The sequence below is a fragment of the Nannocystis bainbridge genome (genome assembly GCF_028368995.1).
Classification (GTDB): Bacteria; Myxococcota_A; Polyangia; order Nannocystales; family Nannocystaceae; genus Nannocystis; species Nannocystis bainbridge.
The window spans coordinates 1,315,447-1,337,257 of record NZ_JAQNDL010000002.1 but is presented as its reverse complement, the minus strand read 5'-3'; the positions used below and the strand labels follow the sequence as shown (position 1 = coordinate 1,337,257).

17 protein-coding genes are annotated in these 21,811 nt (G+C 73.5%); 11 read left to right on the top strand and 6 right to left on the bottom strand.

All coding sequences use genetic code 11. From position 1 onward, the window contains the following. Positions 1 to 234 precede the first annotated feature (234 nt). The 3 genes from POL25_RS22915 to POL25_RS22905 all read right to left on the bottom strand — a co-directional run bounded on the left by POL25_RS22915 (position 235) and on the right by POL25_RS22905 (position 2,415). The gene (locus tag POL25_RS22915) at positions 235 to 885 is read right to left on the bottom strand and encodes an HAD family hydrolase (RefSeq protein ID WP_272088270.1); all 651 of its coding nucleotides are present in this window, start codon (positions 883 to 885) and stop codon (positions 235 to 237) included. Next, a complete protein-coding gene (locus POL25_RS22910; protein ID WP_272088269.1) occupies positions 882 to 1,289 on the bottom strand; it encodes an AraC family ligand binding domain-containing protein in 408 nt (135 codons plus the stop codon). The genes POL25_RS22915 and POL25_RS22910 overlap by 4 nt, the downstream gene beginning before the upstream one ends. Positions 1,290 to 1,479: 190 nt before the next feature. Continuing rightward, entirely contained in the window at positions 1,480 to 2,415 is a 936-nt protein-coding gene (locus POL25_RS22905; RefSeq protein WP_272088268.1) for a hypothetical protein, read from the bottom strand. Between the two features lie 828 nt (positions 2,416 to 3,243). Between POL25_RS22905 and fni the strand changes: the two genes are divergently transcribed. The 9 genes from fni (at position 3,244) to POL25_RS22855 (ending at position 14,302) form a co-directional block, all read left to right on the top strand. Continuing rightward, entirely contained in the window at positions 3,244 to 4,308 is a 1,065-nt protein-coding gene (gene fni / locus POL25_RS22900) for a type 2 isopentenyl-diphosphate Delta-isomerase (protein ID WP_272088267.1), read from the top strand. Then, the gene (gene mvk, locus POL25_RS22895; protein ID WP_272088266.1) at positions 4,305 to 5,228 is read left to right on the top strand and encodes a mevalonate kinase; all 924 of its coding nucleotides are present in this window, start codon (positions 4,305 to 4,307) and stop codon (positions 5,226 to 5,228) included. The genes fni and mvk overlap by 4 nt, the downstream gene beginning before the upstream one ends. Then, on the top strand, positions 5,225 to 6,220 hold the full coding sequence (mvaD, locus tag POL25_RS22890; protein ID WP_272088265.1) for a diphosphomevalonate decarboxylase: 996 nt from the start codon (positions 5,225 to 5,227) through the stop codon (positions 6,218 to 6,220). The genes mvk and mvaD overlap by 4 nt, the downstream gene beginning before the upstream one ends. Then, positions 6,217 to 8,475, top strand: coding sequence for a hydroxymethylglutaryl-CoA reductase, degradative (locus tag POL25_RS43655; protein WP_308477898.1), 2,259 nt, complete (start codon positions 6,217 to 6,219; stop codon positions 8,473 to 8,475). The genes mvaD and POL25_RS43655 overlap by 4 nt, the downstream gene beginning before the upstream one ends. Before the next feature lie 93 nt (positions 8,476 to 8,568). Next, the gene (gene hpnC / locus POL25_RS22875) at positions 8,569 to 9,543 is read left to right on the top strand and encodes a squalene synthase HpnC (RefSeq protein ID WP_272088264.1); all 975 of its coding nucleotides are present in this window, start codon (positions 8,569 to 8,571) and stop codon (positions 9,541 to 9,543) included. An 8-nt stretch (positions 9,544 to 9,551) separates the two neighbouring features. Continuing rightward, a complete protein-coding gene (locus POL25_RS22870) occupies positions 9,552 to 10,469 on the top strand; it encodes a squalene/phytoene synthase family protein (RefSeq protein ID WP_272088263.1) in 918 nt (305 codons plus the stop codon). 75 nt (positions 10,470 to 10,544) lie between these two features. After that, positions 10,545 to 11,897 carry a hydroxysqualene dehydroxylase HpnE gene (gene hpnE, locus POL25_RS22865; RefSeq protein ID WP_272088262.1) on the top strand — a complete coding sequence of 451 codons (1,353 nt, stop codon included), beginning with the start codon at positions 10,545 to 10,547 and terminating at the stop codon, positions 11,895 to 11,897. Between the two features lie 315 nt (positions 11,898 to 12,212). Further along, positions 12,213 to 13,472 (top strand): type III PLP-dependent enzyme domain-containing protein, encoded by a 1,260-nt coding sequence (locus tag POL25_RS22860; RefSeq protein WP_272088261.1) that lies wholly within the window; start codon positions 12,213 to 12,215, stop codon positions 13,470 to 13,472. 464 nt (positions 13,473 to 13,936) lie between these two features. Continuing rightward, entirely contained in the window at positions 13,937 to 14,302 is a 366-nt protein-coding gene (locus POL25_RS22855) for a DUF7793 family protein (protein WP_272088260.1), read from the top strand. 108 nt (positions 14,303 to 14,410) lie between these two features. Here the strand turns inward: POL25_RS22855 and POL25_RS22850 are convergent, their stop codons facing one another. The 3 genes from POL25_RS22850 to cobA all read right to left on the bottom strand — a co-directional run bounded on the left by POL25_RS22850 (position 14,411) and on the right by cobA (position 18,213). After that, the gene (locus POL25_RS22850) at positions 14,411 to 14,974 is read right to left on the bottom strand and encodes a ferritin-like domain-containing protein (protein WP_272088259.1); all 564 of its coding nucleotides are present in this window, start codon (positions 14,972 to 14,974) and stop codon (positions 14,411 to 14,413) included. Positions 14,975 to 15,280: 306 nt separating this feature from the next. Beyond that, positions 15,281 to 16,516: a cytochrome P450 gene (locus tag POL25_RS22845; protein WP_272088258.1), complete on the bottom strand. Its 1,236-nt coding sequence runs from the start codon at positions 16,514 to 16,516 to the stop codon at positions 15,281 to 15,283. Between the two features lie 137 nt (positions 16,517 to 16,653). Next, positions 16,654 to 18,213, bottom strand: coding sequence for a uroporphyrinogen-III C-methyltransferase (cobA, locus tag POL25_RS22840; protein WP_272088257.1), 1,560 nt, complete (start codon positions 18,211 to 18,213; stop codon positions 16,654 to 16,656). Positions 18,214 to 18,570: 357 nt separating this feature from the next. Between cobA and mnmG the strand changes: the two genes are divergently transcribed. Continuing rightward, positions 18,571 to 20,334 (top strand): tRNA uridine-5-carboxymethylaminomethyl(34) synthesis enzyme MnmG, encoded by a 1,764-nt coding sequence (gene mnmG / locus POL25_RS22835; protein WP_272088256.1) that lies wholly within the window; start codon positions 18,571 to 18,573, stop codon positions 20,332 to 20,334. Positions 20,335 to 20,948: 614 nt separating this feature from the next. Beyond that, a complete protein-coding gene (locus tag POL25_RS22830; protein WP_272088255.1) occupies positions 20,949 to 21,611 on the top strand; it encodes a hypothetical protein in 663 nt (220 codons plus the stop codon). The last annotated feature ends 200 nt before the right edge of the window (positions 21,612 to 21,811 follow it).

Genomic DNA, 21,811 nt, shown 5'->3' with positions numbered 1-21,811 from the left:
GCCCGGTGCAGCCGCTCGTGCGCCTCGCTGCTGCGAGGGCTCGCCGCTGCCGCTCGTGCGCCTCTGCTGCGAGGGCTCGCCGCTGCCGCTCGTGCGCCTCTGCTGCGAGGGCTCGCCGCTGCCGCTCGTGCGCCTCGCTGCTGCGAGGGCTCGCCGCTGCCGCCGCTGCCCGCTCAGGGCACCCGCGAGCGCTCCCTTCGCAGCCGCGCCTCCTCCTGCGCCGCGCTCGCCGCTTCAGGGCAGCAGCGAGCGCACCAGCCGCGGCAGCTCGTGCGGCGCCGCGGCGCGGTGGTCCGGCGGCTCGGCCCCTGGCTCGGCCGCGTAGCCCCACGCGCACCAGATCGTCGTCGCCCCGAACGCGCGCCCGCACTTCACGTCCGCCGCCGAGTCGCCGATCATCAGCGCCGCCCCCGAGCGGCCGACGCGACGGCTCGCCTCGACCAGCACCCGCGGGCTCGGCTTGCACTCGGGGCACGTGTCGCCGCCGATCACCGCCGAGAACAGGCGCCCGACCCCGAGCGCCTCGAGCAGCGCCGCGCTGAGCCGCTCGGGCTTGTTCGTCACGCACGCCAGCGAGCCGAGCGCCGCCAGCTCGACCAGCGCGTCGCCCATGCCCGGGTACAGCCGCGTCGCGTCGGCGATGTGGGCCAGGTAGTCGGCCTCGTAGGCCGCGCGCACCTCGTCCAGCGCCCCGTCGGCGCCCACGTAGTCGGCGAAGCACTGGCGGTACAGGTGGTCCATCCCGGCGTTGACGTGCGGCAGGAACTCCGCACCTGGCCGTTCGGACAGGCCGAACCCGGCCCGCACCCGCAGCACCGCTGCGACCATGTCGTCGCGGCTGTCCTCGAGCGTGCCGTCGAGGTCGAGCGCGATCAGGTGGCTCACGAGCGACCCCCGCGGGCCAGGTCCTCGACGCTGCCGCGCGCGTCGCCGTGCTCCGTCACGTGGCGCTCGCCGCTGCGCGAGCCCTTGTAGGCCGAGAACGTGCGCCCGTTGTGGCTGCGGACCTCGTGGGCCACCCCCGACGGGATGAGCAGGATGTCGCCGGCCTCGAGCGTCACCGGCCCCTCGTCGAAGTGGAACGTCGTCACGCCGGTCACCGCCCCGCGGATCTCCTCCTCGTCGTGCGCGTGGCGGCTGCGGAAGAACCACGCCGGCACCGTCTGCAGGTCGTAGCTGCGGAAGCCGAACCGCGCCATCTCGGCCGCCACCGACTCGGCCGTCGGCTCGGCGTTGTGCGGCCACTTGTACACGGTCACGCCGTTGGGGAGCCTCTGCGTCGGGTTCATCGGCCGATCCGTAGCGCGACTCGCCCGCCGCGCGCAACCGCGGCGAACGCCCGCGGGCGCGGCGCTGCGACCTCGCTTGGCGAGGGCCGACGTGCGCGCGCTCGGCCGCCCACCCAAGTCGAAGCCGACCCCGTCGACGCCGCCGACGCCGCCGACGCGGACGCCACGCCTCGCGGCCCGCGGCCCGGCCTCACTGACAGGTCGCGCCGGTCAGCTTGCCGACGTTGAGGTCGGCCGACCCGCCATAGCACTGTTCGCCCGGACCGCAGTCATTGTCGCTCAGGCACTCGCCGCACACCGTGAACTTGAGCAGGCCCATCGCGGAGACCTCGCCGCAGTGGCCCGAAGCGCAGGCCGCGTTCGTCTGGCAGCCGCCGCCGTTGGCCACCGACCCGGCCGCCACGCAGTCGAACCGGCCGCCGAATTTGGCGAGGTCGTACTTCGGCGCGCACACCGGCGTCTGTCCGCCGCAGTCCGCGTTCGTCTCGCACTCGCCGCAGGTCGAGATGGTGATGATGCCGGGGACCGACATCACCTCTCCGCACACGTCGTTGCTCGGGTCGGAGCACACCGCGTCGGACTGGCAGCCGTCGCCGGGGCCGCCCGCGTTGCACTGCGACCCGCCGCCGACGCCGCCGAACAGGTTGGGCGCCGTGCAGCCGCCGCCGTCGCAGTCGGCGTCTCCCAGGCACTCCCCGCACACGCCGCCGACCGCGGGGATCAGGAAGCACGCGCCGGACTTGCAGCCGCAGCCGCTCGAATCGCTGCAATCGGCGCCGTCGGGCCGACCCGGGGAGTCCTGGCAGAATACCGGCTCGGTCGTGCCCGTGGGCTCGGTGCTCACGCCGCTCTCGGTCGTCGTGCCGGTCGGCTCGCCGGTCGTGCCGCCGCCACCACCGCACGCCGGCTCGTCCGGGTACACCATCCCGAACGTCGAGAGTCCCGACGCGCAGCTGTCGAGGCAGCCCTGCAGGACCTCCGGGGAGCTGTCCCAGCAGGTGCCCATCGGCCCGAACGTCGACTCGGCGGTGGGCAGCGCGTCGGGCGAGACGACCGCGACGCACGCCAGGTATTGCTCGCACGGCGGGTGACTGGAGCCGCCCGTGTCGGTCCCGCTGCTCGTCACGCCGTCGGTCGGGTCCCCGCTCGGGTCACCGCTCGGACCCCCGCTCGGGCCCCCGCTCGGCCCGCCCGACACCCCGGTGGCAGACTCGAGCGGGTCTCTGTCGGAACCACACGCCGCGAGCACGAGCATGGAAAAAAGCGCGAGGGTCGGCGCACGGCGAGCCACGAAAAAGACCATCCGGCACCTCTAACAGAGCCCCCATCACCCCGCAAGCGCGCTTCCGGGCGCTGCGACGGCTGCCGACATCACTCGACACGGCCGCGCCCGCTCCCGCCCGGTAGGCCCCCGCCGCCGCCGAGCCGCCGCGGACCACCACGCGGTGATCCTCGGCCTCTCACGCCACCCGGCGTCCGCCCCATCCCCGCCTGGCGCCGCCGCGCGTCCGAACCACGTCCGACGCCGCTGCAGCCCGACTCACGGTCGCTGCAGCGCGCTCGCCCAGCGCCCGCGGCAGCGCGCTCGACCGCCCGCGTCGAGCGCCCCGGCGCCGCGCCCAGCCGTCATCGCCGCTCCGAGTCTCACCAGCCCCTTGGGACATGCCCCTCACGACATGTCCTTCAGAACATTCTCGATCGGACATGCCCGATCGGTCACCTCCCACCGAGCCCGTCGCGCGCCCGCAATTGCCGCGCGCAAGCCCGTTCGCGCGCGCAGGCGGTCCTCGCGGGATCACCCGCAGCCGGCGGGTCCTGTGCTGCGGATCACGGGTCCGGGCGGCGGCGGCGCCCCTCCCATGCGGCATTCCGCCGCGCGAACGAGTTTCCACACGGGCGGGCGCGCGGCGGAGCGGGCGGGCCCCTGGGGCTAGCAGCTACATTGCCCAGGCTCATGGCCGACCGCCTCGACATCTCGCAGCGCAAGAAGGACCACCTCGCCCTGTGCGCCGGCGACAACGTCGGGTTCCGCGACAAGACCAGCCTCCTGGAGCAGGTCGATCTGGTGCACGACGCCCTGCCCGAGTTTCACCTCGACGAGGTCGACTCGAGCGTCGAGCTGCTCGGCAAGCGCCTCCGCGCCCCCGTCGTCATCGCCGCGATGACCGGCGGCACCGAGGAGGCCGCGGTCATCAACCAGGACCTCGCGCGCGCCGCCGACCAGCTCGGCCTCGGCTTTGGCCTCGGCAGCCAGCGCGCCATGTTCGTCCGCCCGCACACCGCCCACACCTTCAAGGTCCGCGAGCAGGCCCCGAACGTGCTCCTGCTCGGCAACCTCGGCATCGTCCAGGCCCGCGCCATGACCACCGCCGAGATTGCGACCCTGTGCCGCGACACCGGCGCCGACGCCCTCTGCATCCACCTCAACCCGGCCATGGAAATCGTCCAGCCGGGCGGCGATCGCGACTTCTCCAACGGCCTCGAGACCCTGCGCCGCCTCGTCGAGGAGCTGCACATCCCGATCGTCGTCAAGGAGACCGGCTGCGGCCTGTCGCGCGGCGTCGCCGAGCGGGTCCGCAGCGTCGGCGTCGAGCACCTCGACGTCAGCGGCTCGGGCGGCACCAGCTGGGTCGCCGTAGAGGCCCACCGCGCCGTCGACCCCGACGAGCGGGCCCTCGCCGACGAGCTGTGGGACTGGGGCATCCCCACCGCCGCCAGCGTGCTGCAGGTCCAGGGCCTCGGCTTCAAGGGCATCGTCGCCACCGGCGGCCTGCGCACCGGCAGCGACGTCGCCCGCGCCGTCGCGCTCGGCGCCACCGCCGGCGGCCTCGCGGCGCCGGTGCTCAAGGCCCACCGCGCCGGCGGCTACGACGGCGCGGTCGCGTTCCTCCGCCGCGTCGTGCTCACCGTCCGCAGCATCATGCTGCTCACCGGCTCGCGCACCGTCGCCGACCTGCAGCGGGCCCCGCGGGTGCTCGGGCCGACCCTCGCCCGCTGGGTCCCGGAGCCGCGCCGATGACCATCCCGCTGCACGCGCGCGCCGAGGCCCACGGCAAGGTCATCGTGCTCGGCGAGCACGCCGTCGTCTACGGCTACCCGGCCGTCGCCGCCGGCCTGCCGCAGGGCATCGTGCTCGAGGCGCGCCCGCGGCCCGATCCGCGCCTGCCGATCACCCTCGAGATCCCCGCCTGGGACCTCGACCTCGAGCTGCATCCTGGCAGCGATCATCCGGTCGCGCGTGCCTGCCTCGAGGTCCTCGCCCACTGCGACGGCCCCGTCACCGGCTGGGCGATCCAGGGCACCAGCGCCCTGCCCTCGCGCGCCGGCCTCGGCTCGTCCGCGGCCCTCACCGTCGCCCTCGCCCGCCTGGTCTTCGGGCCAGACGCCAGCATCGACGACGTCGTCGCCGCCTCGCTGGCCGGCGAGCGCGTGTTCCACGGCGAGCCGTCCGGCCTCGACAGCCGCGTCGCCGCCCAGGGCGGGGTCCTCCGCTACGTCCGCGGCGAGCCCCCGCGGACCATCCACCCCGGCGCCTCGCTGCCGCTCGTCATCATCCCGAGCGGCATCCCGCGCAGCACCGCCGATCAGGTCGCGCGCTGCCGCAGCCGCCTCGAGCACCTGCCGAGCGTCGTCCGCCCGGTCCTGATCGCCGTCGGTCAGGCCGTCGAGGCGGGCATCCACGCCATCGAGCACGGCGACCTCGACACGCTCGGCGTCCTCTTCGACGTCGCCCACGGCCTGCTCGGCGCGCTCGACGTCTCCTCGCCCGCGCTCGACCGCATGGCCGCCGACGCGCGGGCCGCCGGCGCGCGCGGGGCCAAGCTCACCGGGGCCGGCTGCGGCGGCTGCCTGCTGGTCCTCGCCGGCGACGCCCCCGATCGCCTCACCGCCGCCTTCCCCACCCTCCGTCCGCTGTCCGTCGAGGTCGCCGCGTCATGAAGAGCGCCCGGGCCGTCGCCCATACCAACATCGCCCTCGTCAAGTATTGGGGCAAGCGCGACGCGTCGCCGGCCGACCTCAATCTGCCGGCCGTCGGTTCGCTGTCGCTGACCCTCGATCACCTGCGCAGCGTGACCACCGTCGGTCCCGGCGAGCAGGACTCGTTCCACCTGAACCAAGAGCCAGCTTCGGGCGAGGTCGCGGCCAAGGTCATGCGCCACCTCGATCGCATGTGGCAGGCCGCCGGTCACGCCGGTGCGCGTCCGACCTGCGCCGTCACCTCGCACAACCACCTGCCGACGGCCGCCGGCCTGGCCAGCAGCGCCTCGGGCTTCGCCGCCCTGACCCTCGCCGCCGCCGCCGCCTTCGAGTACGAGCCCGGCCGCCCCGCGCTGTCGGCCCTGGCGCGCCGCGGCTCCGGCTCGGCCGCGCGCTCGCTGTGGGGCGGCTTCGTCCGCCTCGACCGCGGCGTGCAGCCCGACGGCAGCGACTGCCGGGCCTACCCGCTGCAGCCGCAGTCGCACTGGGACGTCCGCCTGCTCATCGTCCACACCGAGCGCGGCCCCAAGTCGCTCGGCTCGACCGCCGGCATGCAGCGCAGCCGCGACACCTCGCCCTACTACGGCCCGTGGGTCGACACCTCCGAGGCCGACCTCGCCGCCGCCGAGGCCGCGCTGGCGGCCCGCGACCTACCTGTCCTCGGGGACATCCTCGAGCACTCCTGCTTCAAGATGCACGCCTGCATGATGGCCAGCCGCCCGCCGATCGTGTACTGGCGCGGCGCCACCCTCGACGTCATCCACGCCGTGTGGCGCCTGCGCGGCGACGGCCTGCAGGGCTTCGTCACCAGCGACGCCGGCCCGCACGTCAAGGTGCTGTGCCTGACCGCCCACGCCGACGACCTCGCGCTGCGCCTGCGCGACGTGCCCGGCGTGCACGCCGTCGACATCGTCGGCCCCGGCCCCGATCCGTCGGTCGAGGTGCTCGCGTGACCCGCTCGGCCGTCTCCGCCCCCGGCAAGGCGTTCCTCATCGGCGAGTACGCGGTGCTCGCCGGCGCCACCGCCCTCGTCACCGCCGTCGGTCGCCGGGCCGTCGCCGCCGACTGCGACGACCCCGATCGCCCGCCGGCCTCGCCGCTGACCGAGGCCGCCTACGCGCATGTCCGATCGTTCCTGTCCGAAAGCACAGGAACCAAAGCACCTGGCCCTTTGACCAGCGTCGACACCGGCTCGTTCGCCGCCGGCGCGCGCAAGCTCGGGCTCGGCAGCTCGGCCGCGGCCGTCGCCGCGATCGTCGGCTTCCACCTCGCCGAGGCCGGCCTCGACCCCGAGGACCCGGAGGTCCGCGCCATCGCCCTGCGCCTGGCCCAGGCCGCTCACGCCCAGGTCCAGGGCGGCGGCAGCGGGGCCGACGTCGCCTGCGCCGTGCTCGGCGGCACCATCGCCTTCACCCGCGGCGAGGTCCCGACCCCGATCGCCCACCCCGCGTGGCTGCACGTCGGCTTCTTCGACGCTGGCGCCCCCGCCGACACCGCCTCGTTCGTCCAGCAGGTCCGCGTCGCCGGCGAGCGCGACCCCGCGGCCTACGCCGACGCCACCGCGCAATTGCGCCGCGCCGCCGAGCTGTTCCGCGGCGGCTACCTCGGCGACGACCCCGACATCGGCCTCACCGCCCTGCGCGACGCCGTCGCCCTCCACAACGACGGCCTGCGCGCCTTGCAGCGCCTGAGCGGCGCCCCGATCGTCACCCCGAACATCGCCGCGATCGTCGACCAGGCCGCGCGCATGGGCCTCGCCGCCAAGCCGAGCGGCGCCGGTGGCGGCGACCTCGTCGTCGCGTTCGCCGCTCGCCAGGCCGACCTCGACCTGCTCGCCGAGCGACTGCAGCGCGAGCACGGCCTCCACGCCATCGGCCGCCTGCCCGTCGCCGTCCCCGGCCTGCGCCGCGACGAGCGGCCGCCGCTGTCCTCGCGCATGTCGGGCTTCTTCCGCCTCGGCGTCGACGGCCGCCGCGACGCCGTGGCCGCCGCCACTCGCATCGCCCGCGACCGCTTCGCCGCCCTCGACCCCGGCAGCCTCGACCTCGGCAGCGCCGACAACCTGATCGAGAACGTCATCGGCACGCTCGAGCTCCCGCTCGCCGTCGCCACCAACTTCCGCATCAACGGCCGCGACTTCCTCGTGCCCATGGCGGTCGAGGAGGCCTCGGTGGTCGCCGCCGCCTCCAACGCCGCCAAGATGATCCGCGCCGGCGGCGGCTTCTTCGCCCGCAGCGACCCGCCGTGGATGATCGCCCAGGTCCAGCTGACCGCGCCGAAGTCCGCCGACGCTCCGGCCGACGGCGCCGTCGCGGCCATCCACGCCGCGCGCGCCGACCTGCTCGCGCTGGCCGACTCGGCCCACCCGCGGCTCGTCGCTCGCGGCGGCGGCGCTCGCGACCTGCTGGTCCGCGTGCTCGCGCCCGACATGCTCGTCGTCGACGTCGTCGTCGACTGTCAGGACGCGATGGGCGCCAACCTCCTCAACACGATCGCCGAGATCCTCGCGCCTGTCCTTTCGGACATGACCCGATGGACAGCCGGTCTGCGGATCCTCAGCAACCTCGCCGACCGCCGGCGGGCCCACGTCACCTGCCGCGTGCCCCCCGGCGCGCTGGCCGGGCGCGGCTTCTCCGGCGCCGCCGCGGCGGCCGGCATCGCCTCCGCCTCGCGCTTCGCCGAGCTCGACCCCTACCGCGCCGCCACCCACAACAAGGGCGTCATGAACGGCGTCGACGCCGTCGCCCTCGCCACCGGCAACGACTGGCGCGCCATCGAGGCCGGCGCCCACGCGTACGCGGGTCTCACCGGCGCCTACCGTCCGCTCGCCACCTGGAGGCTCGACCCCGAGGGTTGGTTGTGCGGCGCGATCAGCCTGCCCGCCGCCGTCGGCGTGGTCGGGGGCGCCACCAAGGTCCACCCCTCGGCCCGGCTCGCGCTCGAGATCCTGGGTGCGACATCGGGCGCCGAGCTCGGCCAGGTCATGGCTGCGGTCGGGCTCGCCAGCAACCTCGCGGCCCTGCGCGCGCTCGCCACCGAGGGCATCCAGCGCGGCCACATGTCGCTACACGCACGCGCGGTGGCCCTCGGGGCCGGGGCTGCGGGCCCGGAGGTCGACCTCCTCGTTCACCGACTCGTCGAGGCGGCCGAGATCAAGCACGATCGCGCCGTCGTCCTGCTGCGCGAGCTCCGATCCGAAAGCCGTTAGACTTCCGCTCATCCTCGAGAACCCGCGACGGCCTCGCTCCCGCACCGCCGCCCACGACTCGCCTCGCCTCGCCTACTCCTCGGAGAACCCGTCATGGTCAGCGCCACGGAACCCCGCCTCTTCTGCGTCCCCCCGCCCCCCGACGGCGACCTCGAGGGCCAGCGCGTCAGCTCGCCCGACGGCGCCCCGCCCGGGCCGTGGACCCTCGAGACGGCCTACCGCTACTGCGAGCGCATGGCCACCACCCACTACGAGAACTTCCCGGTCGCCTCGCGCTTCCTGCCGGCGCACCTGCGGCCCAACATCATGGCGATCTACGCGTTCGCCCGCACCGCCGACGACTTCGCCGACGAGCCGCGCTTCGAGGCCCGCCGCGTCGACGCCCTCGATCGCTGGGAGCAGCTGCTGGTCGCCGCCTACCACAAGGAGGTCCAGCACCCGGTGTTTTTGGCCCTGCGCGACACGGTGCGCCGCCACAACATCCCGATCGGCCCGTTCAAGGCGCTGCTGACCGCCTTCCGCATGGACCTGACGCAGAAGCGCTACGGCACGTTCGCCGAGCTGCGTCACTACTGCAAGCACTCGGCCCACCCGGTCGGCCAGCTCGTGCTCTACGTGCACGGGCACCAGGAGCCGGAGCTGCACCGCTTCAGCGACGAGATCTGCGCCGCCCTGCAGATCGCCAACTTCCTCCAGGACCTGAGCGTCGACACCCCGCGCGGCCGCTGCTACCTGCCCGAGGAGGACCTCGTCCACTTCAACGTCACCCGCGAGGACCTGCTCGCCGGCCGCCACACCCGCGCCTTCAAGGAGCTGATGGCGTTCTCGGTCTCGCGCTGCCGCAGCATGTTCCTCCGCGGCTACCCGCTGGTCCGCCGCGTCGAGCCTGGCCTTTCGATGGAGCTCGAGGCGACCTGGCGCGGCGGCATGGCCATCCTCCAGCGCATCGAGGACCTCGACTACGAGGTGCTCGCCTTCCGCCCCACCCTCGAGAAGCAGGACATGCTCGGCATCGCCGCGCGCTCGATCTTCTCGTTCGGCCGCCGCTTCCTCCGCGGCGAGGTCTAGACCGCACGATGGCCCAGTTCATGGAACTCGCGCGCACCATCCCGAGCGGCGCCGCGGCGCTGTGGCGGCGCCTGCTCCAGCGCTCCAACTCGAACTTCAAGTTCGCGTTCCTGTTCCTGGGCCCCGAGCAGCGCGAGGGCCTCAAGCAGGTCTACGAGTTCTGCCGCGTCGTCGACGACATCGTCGACGAGCGCGAGCCGGGCCCCGTCGGCGAGGAGTCGGCCCGCCGCGCGCTGGCCTTCTGGAGCGCCGAGGTCGCGCGGATCTACGGCGACGCCTACGTCGACGACGACCCGCCGCACACCGAGCTCGGGCGCCAGCTGGCCGAGAGCAACAAGCACTTCCACTACCCGCGCGAGGCCTTCGACGAGATCATCGCCGGCGTGGCGATGGACCTCGACCGCAGCACCTACGACGACATGGAGCAGCTGCGGCTCTACTGCTACCGCGTCGCCTCGTGCGTCGGCTTCCTGTGCGTCGCCATCTTCAAGGACCAGCGCGAGCAGACCCGCCGCTACGCCGAGCACCTCGGGCTCGCGCTGCAGTACACCAACATCCTCCGCGACGTCGCCGAGGACGCCGCGCGCGGCCGGATCTACCTCCCGCTCGAGCTGCTGGCCCGCCACGGCCTGACGCCCGACGACATCTTCAACTACCGCTACGACGGCCGGTTCGTCGGCGCCGCGGCCGACTTCGCCGCCGCGGCCGAGCGCGAGTACCACGCCGCCTGGGCCCTGCTGCCGGACATCCCGCAGCGCCGCCTGCTGCCGGCCGAGATCATGGGCCGCACCTACTACGAGATCCTGCAGGAGATCCGGGCCCGCAACTACAACGTGTTCACCCGCCGCGCCTCGCTGCGCCGCCGCGACAAGCTGCGCGTCGCCGCCTTCGCGCTGGCCCGCGCCGGCGCCAGCGTCCTGTCCTGACCGTCCTGTCCGGGCGGACATGTCCATTCGGACCTGTCGCTTCGGCCCTGTCCTCTCGAGAATGTCCCTTCCGTCATGTCCGAAAGCACCCGCAGCGTCATCGTGATCGGCGGCGGCCTCGCCGGCCTGTCCGCGGCCGTGCGCCTGGCCGAGGCCGGCCGGGTCGTCACCCTGATCGAGGCCACCCGCGCCGGCGGCGGCCGGGCCCGCTCGTTCCACGACTCCACCCTCGACCGCGAGGTCGACAACGGCCAGCACCTGCTGATGGGCTGCTACCGCGAGACCCTGGCGTTCCTGCGCGCGATCGACAGCACCGACGGCATCTACTTCCAGAAGAACCTCGAAGTGACGATGGTGAAGCCGGGCGGCAAGCGGCTGCACCTGCAGTGCCCGGCCCTGCCCGCGCCGCTGCACCTCGCCACCGGCCTGCTGACGATGCGCGGCCTCGGCTTGCTCGACAAGGCCGCGGCCCTGCGCGCCGGCCTCATGCTGCGCGGCGAGGTCCAGCGCCCCGACGACAACGAGACCTGCGACAGCTGGCTGCGCCGCCTCGGCCAGACGCCGACCCTGCGCAACGCCTTCTGGGACCCGCTCATCTGGGGCACCCTCAACGACGACCCGCTGGTCTCGTCGGCGGCGATGTTCACCGCCGTGCTCGACCGCGCCTTCCTCACCAGCCGCGACGCCTCGCGCCTCGGCGTGCCCAAGGTCCCGCTGTCGCGCCTCTACGTCGAGCAAGCGCTGGCCTACCTGCGCGCCCGCGGCTGCGACCTGCGCCTCGGCGAGCCGGTGCGCGCGCTCGAGGTCACGAACGCCCGCGTCACCGGCGTCACCCTCAAGTCGGGCGAGACCCTCGCGGCCGACGTGGTCGTCTCGTCGGTCCCCCCGCAGGCCTTCCTCGACATGCTCCCGGGCGCCCTGCCGAGCCACCCCGTCTATCAGGACATCGCCCGCCTGCGCCCGTCGCCGATCGTCAACCTGTGGTTCTCGGTCGACCGCGCGCCGTTCGAAGATCCGTTCATCGGCCTGGTCGCCGGCCCGCTGCACTGGATGTTCAACCGCTCGCGCATCGAAGGCGAGGTCGGCGGCGAGGCCATGATGAACTGCACGATCAGCGCCGCCCGGGCCTGCGTCGACGACCCGCCCGAGACCCTGCAGGCGCTGCTGCAGTCCGAGCTGCAGCGCTACTTCCCCGCCGCCGGCCCCCAGGGTCCCGCGATCAAGCGCTTCAAGGTCATCAAGGAGAAGCGCGCCACCATCTCCCACGCGGCCGGCACCTACCACTGCCGCCCCGAAGTCACCGGCCCCGTGCGCGGCCTCTACATGGCCGGCGACTGGGTCCGCACCGGCCTCCCCGCGACGATCGAGTCGGCGGTCCAGAGCGGCCACGACGCCGCCAAGGCGATCCTCGCCGGCGAACGCAACTGAGGCGCAGCACGCCGGCCACCGGCGAGCACGCCGCCTGCCTGCTGCCCCTGTCCTGCCGCGCTCGCGCCGGCAGTGCAGCGCCGCGTCGGAGCTCGTTCAAGCGCCCCGTGCAGCGTCGCCTCGTAGCTCGTTCAAGCGCCCCGTGACCGCCCCGCGCGGACCAATCGGCGGTCCCTGCGTACGCCCAACAACCGCCGGCGACTGGGCCGCACGTACGCCTGCTGCCCTCTCGCCTTCGATCGGGCGACCGCCCTGCACGCGCATGCACAGCGGCCGCGGCTGGCACGGCCCCACGACATGCGCGACGCTGAGCTCATGCCCCGCGTCGACGCTCGTCCCGCTCCGCAGCAGCTCGCCGCGGCCTACCGCCGCGTCCGCGCCGCCGGCCACGCCGACGAGCCTGCGGTCCTCGTCCACGACCTCGATCGTCTGCGCACCAAGCTCGCCGACCTCACGCTCGCCTTCACCGCCCCGCGCGCCCTCCACACCGTAGCGATCAAGGCCAACCCCCTTTTAAACCTTTTGCGCGTCGTCGTGGCCGCGGGGTTCGGCCTCGAGGCCGCCTCGATCGAGGAGGTTCACCTGGCCCTTCGCGCAGGTTGCAGCCCCGACCGGATCGTCTTCGACTCGCCCGCCAAGACCGTGCCCGAGCTGGCCGAGGCCCTGCACCTGGGCCTGCGGATCAACGCCGACAACTTCGCCGAGCTCGAGCGGATCGCCGCCCTTCACACGCCAGCCAGCCGCAGCCGGATCGGCCTGCGGATCAACCCCGAGCTCGCCGAGGCCGCCCTCGCCCTCACCAGCGTCGGCCACCGCGGCAGCCGCTTCGGCGTCCCCCTGTCGCAGCGCCCCGCGATCCTCGACGCCTTCGCGCGTCACCGCTTCCTCAGCGGCCTGCACGTCCACATCGGCTCGCAGGGCACCACCATCCCCGAGCTCGTCGACGGCGTCGCCCGCGTGTGGCAGCTGCGGCGCGAGCTGAGCGCCACGCGCCACGACCCGATCGACATGTTCGACCTCGGCGGCGGCCTGCCGGCGCAGTACCGCGACGACGCCCCGCGCCTCACCCCCGCCGCCTACGCCGCAGCCCTGCGCGCCGCCATCCCCGAGCTGTTCCAGACCGACATTCTGCTCGTCACCGAGTTCGGCCGCTCGCTCCTGGCCGACTGCGGCTTCGTCGTCTCGCGCGTCGAGGTCGTCAAGCCCGGCCCGGTCGCCGTCCTCCACGTCGGCGCCGATCTGTTCGTCCGCCGCGTCTACCGGCCGAACGAGTGGCACCACGACTTCCTCGCCCTGGACCCGGACGGCCACCCGATCGCCGGCGACCCCGTCGCCACCACCCTCGCCGGCCCGCTGTGCTTCGGCGGCGACCTGCTCGCCCGCGACCTCCCGCTGCCCGCCCTCGCCCCTGGCGACCACGTGCTGATCCGCGACACCGGCGCCTACACCCTCTCGATGTGGTCGCGCTACTGCAGCCGCGCGATCCCGATCGCCCTCGGCCTCGACGGCGACGCCGTCACCGTCCTGCGCCCGCGCGACACCATCGCCGACGTGGTCGCCTTCTGGGGCGGGTGACTGCCTGTCCCTCACGCCATGTCCATCACGACATGTCCTCTAAGGCATGTCCTTCAGAGCATGCGCTTCAGGCCATGTCCTTGCGGATCACGGCATCGCCTCGCGCCGCGACGATCCCGCCGCCCATCGCGCCGCGACGGCCTCGGTCCTCGCGGCCTCGTCGTGCGCACCCGCGGACCCCGGCCCCGACCGAAGCCCAGGCGAACGCCGCGCGTGACCGCGCCACGAACCGTGGCCTCGGCGACCCATGGTCTTCCAGCGCCGACACAGAATTCGCCCGAGCTCCGCGCTCACCCGGCTTCACCCGCGCGCCACGACAGAGCGGGCTGTCTTTCCCTCTCAGAACACGACCCACCGATCGGCCATCACCCCGCCCGGGCGCCTGACCTGACGTCAGCTGCAGCCGCCGCCCGCCACGTTGATCCGCCCGGCCGACTTCACTACAGTCGAAGCTCCGCTCGAGCATGCCGATCGTCTTCGAAGAGCGCGTGACGCCCCGGGGCCGCGGCTACGTGCGCGTCGGCGTCACGGGCGTGTTTGACACGGCGGAGGCCGAGGCCTACGTCCAGCATTTCACGAGGGGCGGCCCGCACTTCATGCGGCCCACGATCTGCGTGGTCACTCGCGGCACCGAGTACACCACCGAGGCGCGCAAGATCCTGGTCCAGGTGACCGAAGCCGGGCCGACCGCCACGGTCACGAGCAGCCCACTGGTCCGCGCCGCCATCAACCTGATGCTCCGCATCACCGGCAAGAGCGACACCCTCCGGATCTTCGCCGCCGAGCCCGAAGCGCTCGCCTGGCTCGATGGCCAGCTGGACGGACGTTGAGCGACCTGCCCCTGCGGACAGGTCACTCGACATCACCACGAGGCTGTCACCGCCACGGCGGGCCGCCACCGGGCAGGCCCCCGCTCCAGCGCCTGGGCAGCCTGACGCCTAGTGATCGAGCATCGGCTTGCCTTCGTGCGCGACCAGCAGGTCGTGCATGTCGTTCGCGTGCTCCTCTTCCTGCGCCAGGATCTTCTCGAGAAGCATGCGCGTCGTCGGGTCGTTCGCCGCGAAGTAGCGGATCATCTCGCGATACGTCTCGATCGCGATCCGCTCCGCCACCAGGTCTTCCTTGATCATGTCGACCAGGTTCTCGCCCTCGACGTACTGCGACGCCGAGCGGCTCGACAGCCCGTCGGGGCTGAAGTTGGGCTTACCGCCGAGCTGATTGATACGTTCGGCGATCCACAGCATGTGCGCCTCTTCTTCCTGCGCGTGCTCCTCGAACTCCGCCTTGACCGCCTCGCTGGCGATCCCGGTCGCCGTGACCGCGTGGAAGCGGTAGCGGAGGACGCATACGATCTCGGTCGCCAGCGCCTCGTTGAGCACGCGGATCGCCGTCTCCACATCGGCGCCATAGTTGGGGGTCAGCGCGCCCTGCTCGAGGTGCTCACGCGCTCGCTTGCGGATGGTCGCGATGTCGGTGGAGAAGCTGCCTTGCCCGGTCGTCATGACGCTTCCATGGCACGAGCGGGCCAGCACGCACCTCCCCGCCACTGCCGTCCGCCCGTTCTCGCCGCCAAACCGCGCCAAACAGGGTTCGGAGGCTGTCGCCGGGCTCGCCGGGGCCCCGGCGCGAACCCTCACCCGCTCCTTGCGTCGAGTAGGGCGCTAGGAGCGCTCACCACGCCCGAGCTCGCTGCCCACTCTCACCTGTCCCGAAGGCCAGCTCCGATCCGGCGCCGAACCACGTGTCGGCCTTTACGACCGCGGAAGAACCCTGCGGCCGCACCCGCTCTCGCGTCGCTCCAACCGCAGCTACTTGGGCAACGGCGCCACCGCGATCGGGAATCCGATCGGCCGCCCGCCGTCGCGCCGCAGCGGCCCCGACAGGCGGAACTCGTGGCCCAGCAGCACCTTGCAGGCCTCGCGCACCGCCGCGATCGCCACGTGTCGGCCCAGACAGGCGTGCGGCCCCTCGCCGAACAGGAAATCGTGCTGCTCCGGCCGGTCGAGGCGAAAGTGCTCCGGCTCGTCGACGCGCGCCGGATCGAACGCCGCCGCCGCGATGGCCACCACCACCGCCGTGCCGGCGTCGACGGTCACCTCGTCGCCTGTCCCCTGGGCCAGGTGATACCGCTGCTCGCACCTCCGCCACACCGTCAGCCGCGGCGGCGAGAACCGCAGCGCCTCGCGCAGCACCGCCCACAGCCCCGCATCGTCGCCGGCCAGCGCCGCCGCGCGGGCCACCTGCAGCGCCCCGGGCCGATCGATCAGCTCGCCGATCGCCAGCGCGATCGAGGCCGCGATCGGCTCCACCGCCGCCACGAGCAGCGCCAACAGCACCTCACGCAGGCGTCGCTCCTCGAGCCGCTGGTGCCCCAGCGCCACCAGCCGCCCCAGCACGTCGTCGCCCGCCATCCGCCCCGACGCTCGCTGCGCCCGGCGCGACGCCACCATCGTGTCGGTGTACCCGCCGAGCTCCGCCACCGCCGCGCGGGCCTCCTCGTGGATCTCGCTGTCGCCCCCGGGGTTGTCGTCGACATCGCGCGCGATCGCCTCGACCCACCGCACCAGCGTGCTCTCCTCCGGCCCGCTGACCCCGAGGTACTCCGCCGCCACCCGCCCCGCCACCACGTGCGCCAGATCCCGCACCACGTCGAGCCCGCCGCGGCTGCTCGCTGCCAGCATCGCCCCCACCGCCGCGTCGTGGCTCATCGCCGCCACCCGGTCCGCGTCGTCCCCCCGCACGCACACCCGCACCAGCGCCGCCTCGGCCGCCGCCCGCGGCCCCTCGCGCTCGGCCAGCGAGAACCCGCCGAACAGCGCGTGCCGCCTGGCCTCGAGGACATGTCCTGAAAACACATCGCCGCGGCTCAGCACCTCGAGCGCCTCCGCGTGGCGCGTCACCAGCACCAGACCCGGCGTCACCAGGATCGGCCGCTCGCGCTGCAGCTCGGCGAACAGCTCGCGCGGCCGCCCCGCCAGCCACCGCAGCGTCAGGGCCCTCCGCGCCTCGGCCTCGCTCGCCGCGTACTGGCGAAGAAAGCTCATCGCCGCCCTACGATACCGGTCCGTCCGTGAACCGACAAACACTCGCGGGCGCGAACGCCTCCGCGCGCCCGCAATCGCCGGACACGACCCCCTCTGCTCCCCCGACCTCGGGCGCGGCGCACGGCTCGCCGGCCCCGCTACCCGCGGCCCAGCGCCTCGATCACCGCCGCCAGCATCGCCTCGTCGCTGAGCCCGCCCGCCACCGCGTCCGGTCGCAGGTCCATCGCCTCGAGCGCCGCCGCGGTCACCGGCCCCAGCGCCACCAGTCGCGCGCGGCGCAGGATCTCCTGCGTCAGCGCCTCCCCGTGCGCCTCCATCAACGTATCGACGAAGTTGCGCGCCGTCTTGCCGCTGGCGAAGCAGATCGCGTCGGTGCCCTCGCCGCCGTGCTCGAGCGGCAGCAGCGAACGCGTCAGCAACCCCGGCACCTTCGGCCGCGTCACGCGGTAGCCGACCACCAGCCGATAGGTCCCGCCCGCCGCGCGCACCGCCTCGCCGATCAGGTCGCGGCCCTCGTCGGCGCGCACGTGCAGCCACCGGCGCTCCAGCAGCCCGCGCGACGCCAGCGTCTCGACCAGCCCCTCCGAGCGCGCCGCCGACGGCACGATGTCCGGCCGGATCCCGCGCTCCCAGCAAGCATTGGCCGTGCCCGTCCCGATCGCCGCCAGGCACTTCCCGTGCAGCGCCCGCACATCGAGCTCGAGCCCGGCCAGCGCGTCGAACCACGCGCGCACCCCGTTCGGGCTCGAGAGGATCACCCCGTCGACCTCGTCCAGGCTCTGCGCCGCCCCGCTGAGCAGCGCCAGATCGTCGGGCGGCGCGATGTCGAGGCACGGCACCGACACCGCGTCGGCGCCTTGACCTGCCAGCAGCTGCAGCAGGTCGCTCGCCTGGTGCCGCGCCCGCGTCACCACCACCCGCTTGCCGAACAGCGGCCGGCGCTCGAACCACTGCGTCGACCGCCGCAGGTCGACCACGCTGCCGACCACCATCACCGCCGGCGGGCGCAGGCCCTCCGCCTCGACGCGATCGGCGATCTGCGCCAGCGGTGCCACCAGCGTGCGCTGGATCCCCCGCGTGCCCCAGCGGATCACCGCCGACGGCGTCGCCGGATCGCGCCCGGCCGCGATCAGCCGCTCCGCGTTCTGCCGGCAGTTGCGCACGCTCATCATCAACACCAGCGTACCTGTCCCTTTGGCCAGGTGCTCCCAGTCGACCGCGCGCCCGCCCTTCTCGTACGCCTCGTAGCCTGACACCAGGCTCACGCACGGCGCGTGGTCGCGATGCGTCACCGGGATCCCGGCCGCCTCCGGCGCGGCGATCGCCGCGCTGACCCCCGGCACGAACTCGAACGGGATCCCACGCGCCGCCAGCACCTCGGCCTCCTCGGCGCCGCGGCCGAACACCATCGGGTCGCCGCCTTTGAGGCGGACCACGTACAGCCCCGCCGCCGCGCGCTCGACCATCAGGCGATTGATCGTCTCCTGGTCGGGCACCGGCTCGCCGTGGGCCCCCGCGTGCGGGCTCTCGGTGCGCTGGAACAGGTGGACGTCCGCACGACAATGGGAGAACAGCGCCGGGTTGACCAGGTAATCCGCGATCACCACGTCCGCCCGGGTCAGCCGCTCGCGCCCCGCCAGGGTGAGTAGTTCCGGGTCCCAGGGACCGGCGCCGACGATCGACACGAAGCCCGTCACGTCGGCAAAGATAGCCCACCCGCGAACGAATGGCTCCAACGCCGCGCGCCCCCGCGCCCCGCGCCGCCCGAAACGCGGATTCTGCGGCATTTCGGCCCTCAATTTCTTCGACCCGAGGCCGCGAGAGGCTGACAGCGCCCAAAACCGCGAGCGCCCGGGCTCGAACCGGAGGCCTGCTGATTACGCATCAGCGGCTCGCCCCCCGGTCTCTGCCGCTCTGCAAACGGCCTCCTGACCCCAACCAGCAGCCTTCTATCGCATAAAGCGCGAACCCGCGCAAGCCCGCTGACGACCTCGGCCATCGCCATGCTCGCCCCCACCATCCCCGTCTCAGTGGTCTGCTACCCTCGCCCCGCCGTGGAGCCCGTCGTCATCGTCGTCGGAGCCGGACACGCCGGGCTCGAGGCCGCCTTTGCCGCGGCGCGGGTCGGCGCGCGCGTCCTCGTCGTCACTGGCAGCCGCGCCACCATCGGCCAGACCCCCTGCAACCCCAGCATCGGCGGCGTCGCCAAGGGTCACCTCGTCAAGGAGATCGAGGCCCTGGGCGGCTTCATGGGCCGCGCCGCCGATGCTTGCGCGATCCACGGCCGGATCCTCAACCGCTCCAAGGGCCCCGCCGTGCGCAGCACCCGGGTCCAGGTCGACAAGGCCCGCTACGGCCAGTTCGCCCGCGCCGCCCTGCTCGCCGACCCCCGGATTCGCGTCCTCGAGGGCCTCGTCGCCGCCGTCCACCGCGACGCCGGCCGCGCCTGCGGCGTCGTGCTCGAGGATGGCAGCCTCGTGCCTGGCGACGCCGTCGTCATCACCACCGGCACCTTCCTCGGCGGCCTCCTCCACACCGGCGAGCGCACCGTCCCGGGCGGGCGCGTCGGCGAGCCGCCCGCCCTCGCCCTGTCCGAGCACCTGCGCGCCCTCGGCTTCAGCCTCCGCCGCCTCAAGACCGGCACCCCGGCCCGCCTCGACGGCCGCACCCTCGACTACGCCCGCACCGAGGAGCAGCCCAGCGAAGACCCGCTGCCGCGCTTCACCTTGCCCGACGACGGCCCTCCGCCCGTGCTCGCCCAGGTCCCGTGCTGGATCACCTGGACCACCGAGGCCACCCACGAGCTCGTCCGCGCCAACCTCCACCGCTCCGCCATGTACAGCGGCCAGGTCGTCGGCCGCGGCCCGCGCTACTGCCCCTCGCTCGAGGACAAGATCGTGCGCTTCGCCGCCCGCGACCGCCACCAGATCTTCCTCGAGCCCGAGGGCCTCGACACCGACAGCGTCTATCCCGGCGGGATCTCGACCAGCCTGCCCGCCGACGTCCAGGAAGCCTTCATCCGCACCATCCCCGGCCTCGAGCGCGCCGTCATGCTGCGCCCTGGCTACGCCGTCGAGTACGACGCCGTCGACGCCCGCGACCTCGACCACACTCTCGGCGCCCGCGACATCCCCGGCCTGTGGTTCGCCGGCCAGATCAACGGCACATCCGGCTACGAGGAGGCCGGCGTCCAGGGCCTCGTCGCCGGCGCCAACGCGGCCCTCGCCGCCCTCGGCCGCTCCCCGCTGATCCTCGGCCGCGAGCACGCCTACGCCGGCGTCATGATCGACGACCTCGTCACCCAGGGCTGCGACGAACCGTACCGCATGTTCACCGCCCGCGCCGAGTACCGCCTGCTCCTGCGCGAGGACAACGCCGACGCCCGGCTCTCGGACATGGCCTTTGCAGCAGGTCTCATCGACCCTGTCCGTTACGACAGGGCCCGCGCCCGCGTCGAGCGCGTCCGCCGGCTGCTCGCCGAGCCCGACGCCGCCGCCCCGGCCTGGCTGACCGAGCGGGCCGAGGCGCAGCGCTGCTACGCCGGCTTCCTCGAGCGCCAGGAGAAGGAGATCCGGGTCATGCGCGGCGGCGCCACCGACCTCCCGATCGACCCCGACACCGACTACCGGCGCCTGCCCGGCCTCACCACCGAGGCCGCCGAGCGGTTCGCCCGCGTGCGCCCGACCAGCACCGGCCAGGCCGCGCGGATCCCCGGCATCACCCCGGCAGCCCTGATGTGCCTGTGGGCCCACGTCCGCGCCGCCCAGCGCCGCGCCGAAGCAGCCGCCCACGAAGCCGCGCGCGCCCGGACCGCGTGACACCGGCGCCGCCTGTCCTTCAGGACAGGCCCATCGCCCCTGTCCTTTCGAGCAGATGGTGCCGCACCTGTCCCTTCGGACACCCCTCGCATCTGTCCTTTCGAGCAGATGACGCCTGTCCCTTCGGACACCACCTCCCATCTGACCTTTCGAGCAGACGATCCTGTCCCTTCGGATACGGCCACAACACCACCCATCTGTCCTTTCGAGCAGACGATCCTGTCCCTTCGGACACCCCACGCATCTGTCCTTTCGAGCAGATGACGCCTGTCCCTTCGGACACCACCACACCCCGCGCACCTGTCCTTTCGAGCAGATGACGCCTCGCCAGTTCACGCGTCGCATCCTCGCCCACCCGGGTGCTCTGCCGCACCTTCGCCTCGCCGACGACCCACATCACCCCGCGCGACCTCGCCATCCACCGCCGTCGGGCCCGCCACACTCCGCTCGCCCCATCATCGCCCGCCCTCCTCCAATTTCGCCCGCCAGCGCCCCCGCCGGCCCCTCCTGCGAGCTTTCGCGGTCGCCGTCACACCGACGCGAAATGAGCGAGCCGCGCCGCGATGCCGGCCCATGCTGGGGGACGGATCGCCGCGATCCAGCGAGGCCTGCCCATGCGACACATCGTGTATTTGTCTCTCGGACTGGCGACGCTCACCGCCTGCGTCGAGCCGGAGAAGCCGTCCGGGTTCGGCTTCGGCGTCACCGCCACTGCCGGTCCCCCGCCCGCCATCACCACCGCCGCCCCTGCCACCACGACCTCCACCGACGGCACCACCACCGACACGCCCATCGACTCCTCCACCGGCACCACCACCTCGGGCGCAGCCCCGCCCGACCTGCCCGCCGGCGACCCTCCCAGCTCGTCCACCACTTCCACCACCGACCTCCCCGAGGGCACCGGCGGCCTCGGCTCGACCACCGCGCCGCCGGCCCCGGTCGGCGAGGGCCAGCTCTGCTTCGAGGACGACGACTGCCCGGGTCAGGCCCCTTACTGCGCCGACGACGATCATCAGTGTCACGACGGCGACGAGGGCGATCCCTGCGACAACGACGGCGACTGCGCCGATTTCACCCCCAGCTGCGTCGACCACCTCTGCTACGACGGCGACGAGGGCGATCCCTGCGTCAACGACCACGACTGCGGCCCCACCTCGCCCGCCTGTGTCGACCAGCAGTGCTGGGACGGCCAGCAGGGCGACCCGTGCGACAGCCACAAGGACTGCGCCCCCTTCTTCGGCTGCGACGCCGGCACCTGCACCGACGCCAACCCCTGATCGCCCGCGCCCATCCCCGAACTGCGCAGCCCCCGTCGCTCGCACCGGACCGCCGCCGGACCTCGCCCCCCGCTCCGGGCGCCTCGAGCGCGCCAGTCCCCCTCTGAGACGCGTTCATCCGCCGCCCCGCGATCCTCGGTCGTGCGCGCCACCGACCTCGCGCACGCCCGATCGCGGCGGCTTCGCGTACCCGCCCGCGG

Coding starts and splice junctions, on each gene's coding strand:
- POL25_RS22910 (WP_272088269.1), bottom strand. CDS start 1,289: ATGAACCCGACGCAGAGGCTCCCCAACGGCGTGACCGTGTACAAGTGG.
- fni (WP_272088267.1), top strand. CDS start 3,244: ATGGCCGACCGCCTCGACATCTCGCAGCGCAAGAAGGACCACCTCGCC.
- mvk (WP_272088266.1), top strand. CDS start 4,305: ATGACCATCCCGCTGCACGCGCGCGCCGAGGCCCACGGCAAGGTCATC.
- mvaD (WP_272088265.1), top strand. CDS start 5,225: ATGAAGAGCGCCCGGGCCGTCGCCCATACCAACATCGCCCTCGTCAAG.
- hpnC (WP_272088264.1), top strand. CDS start 8,569: ATGGTCAGCGCCACGGAACCCCGCCTCTTCTGCGTCCCCCCGCCCCCC.
- POL25_RS22870 (WP_272088263.1), top strand. CDS start 9,552: ATGGCCCAGTTCATGGAACTCGCGCGCACCATCCCGAGCGGCGCCGCG.
- hpnE (WP_272088262.1), top strand. CDS start 10,545: ATGTCCGAAAGCACCCGCAGCGTCATCGTGATCGGCGGCGGCCTCGCC.
- POL25_RS22860 (WP_272088261.1), top strand. CDS start 12,213: ATGCCCCGCGTCGACGCTCGTCCCGCTCCGCAGCAGCTCGCCGCGGCC.
- POL25_RS22855 (WP_272088260.1), top strand. CDS start 13,937: ATGCCGATCGTCTTCGAAGAGCGCGTGACGCCCCGGGGCCGCGGCTAC.
- POL25_RS22850 (WP_272088259.1), bottom strand. CDS start 14,974: ATGACGACCGGGCAAGGCAGCTTCTCCACCGACATCGCGACCATCCGC.
- POL25_RS22845 (WP_272088258.1), bottom strand. CDS start 16,516: ATGAGCTTTCTTCGCCAGTACGCGGCGAGCGAGGCCGAGGCGCGGAGG.
- POL25_RS22830 (WP_272088255.1), top strand. CDS start 20,949: ATGCGACACATCGTGTATTTGTCTCTCGGACTGGCGACGCTCACCGCC.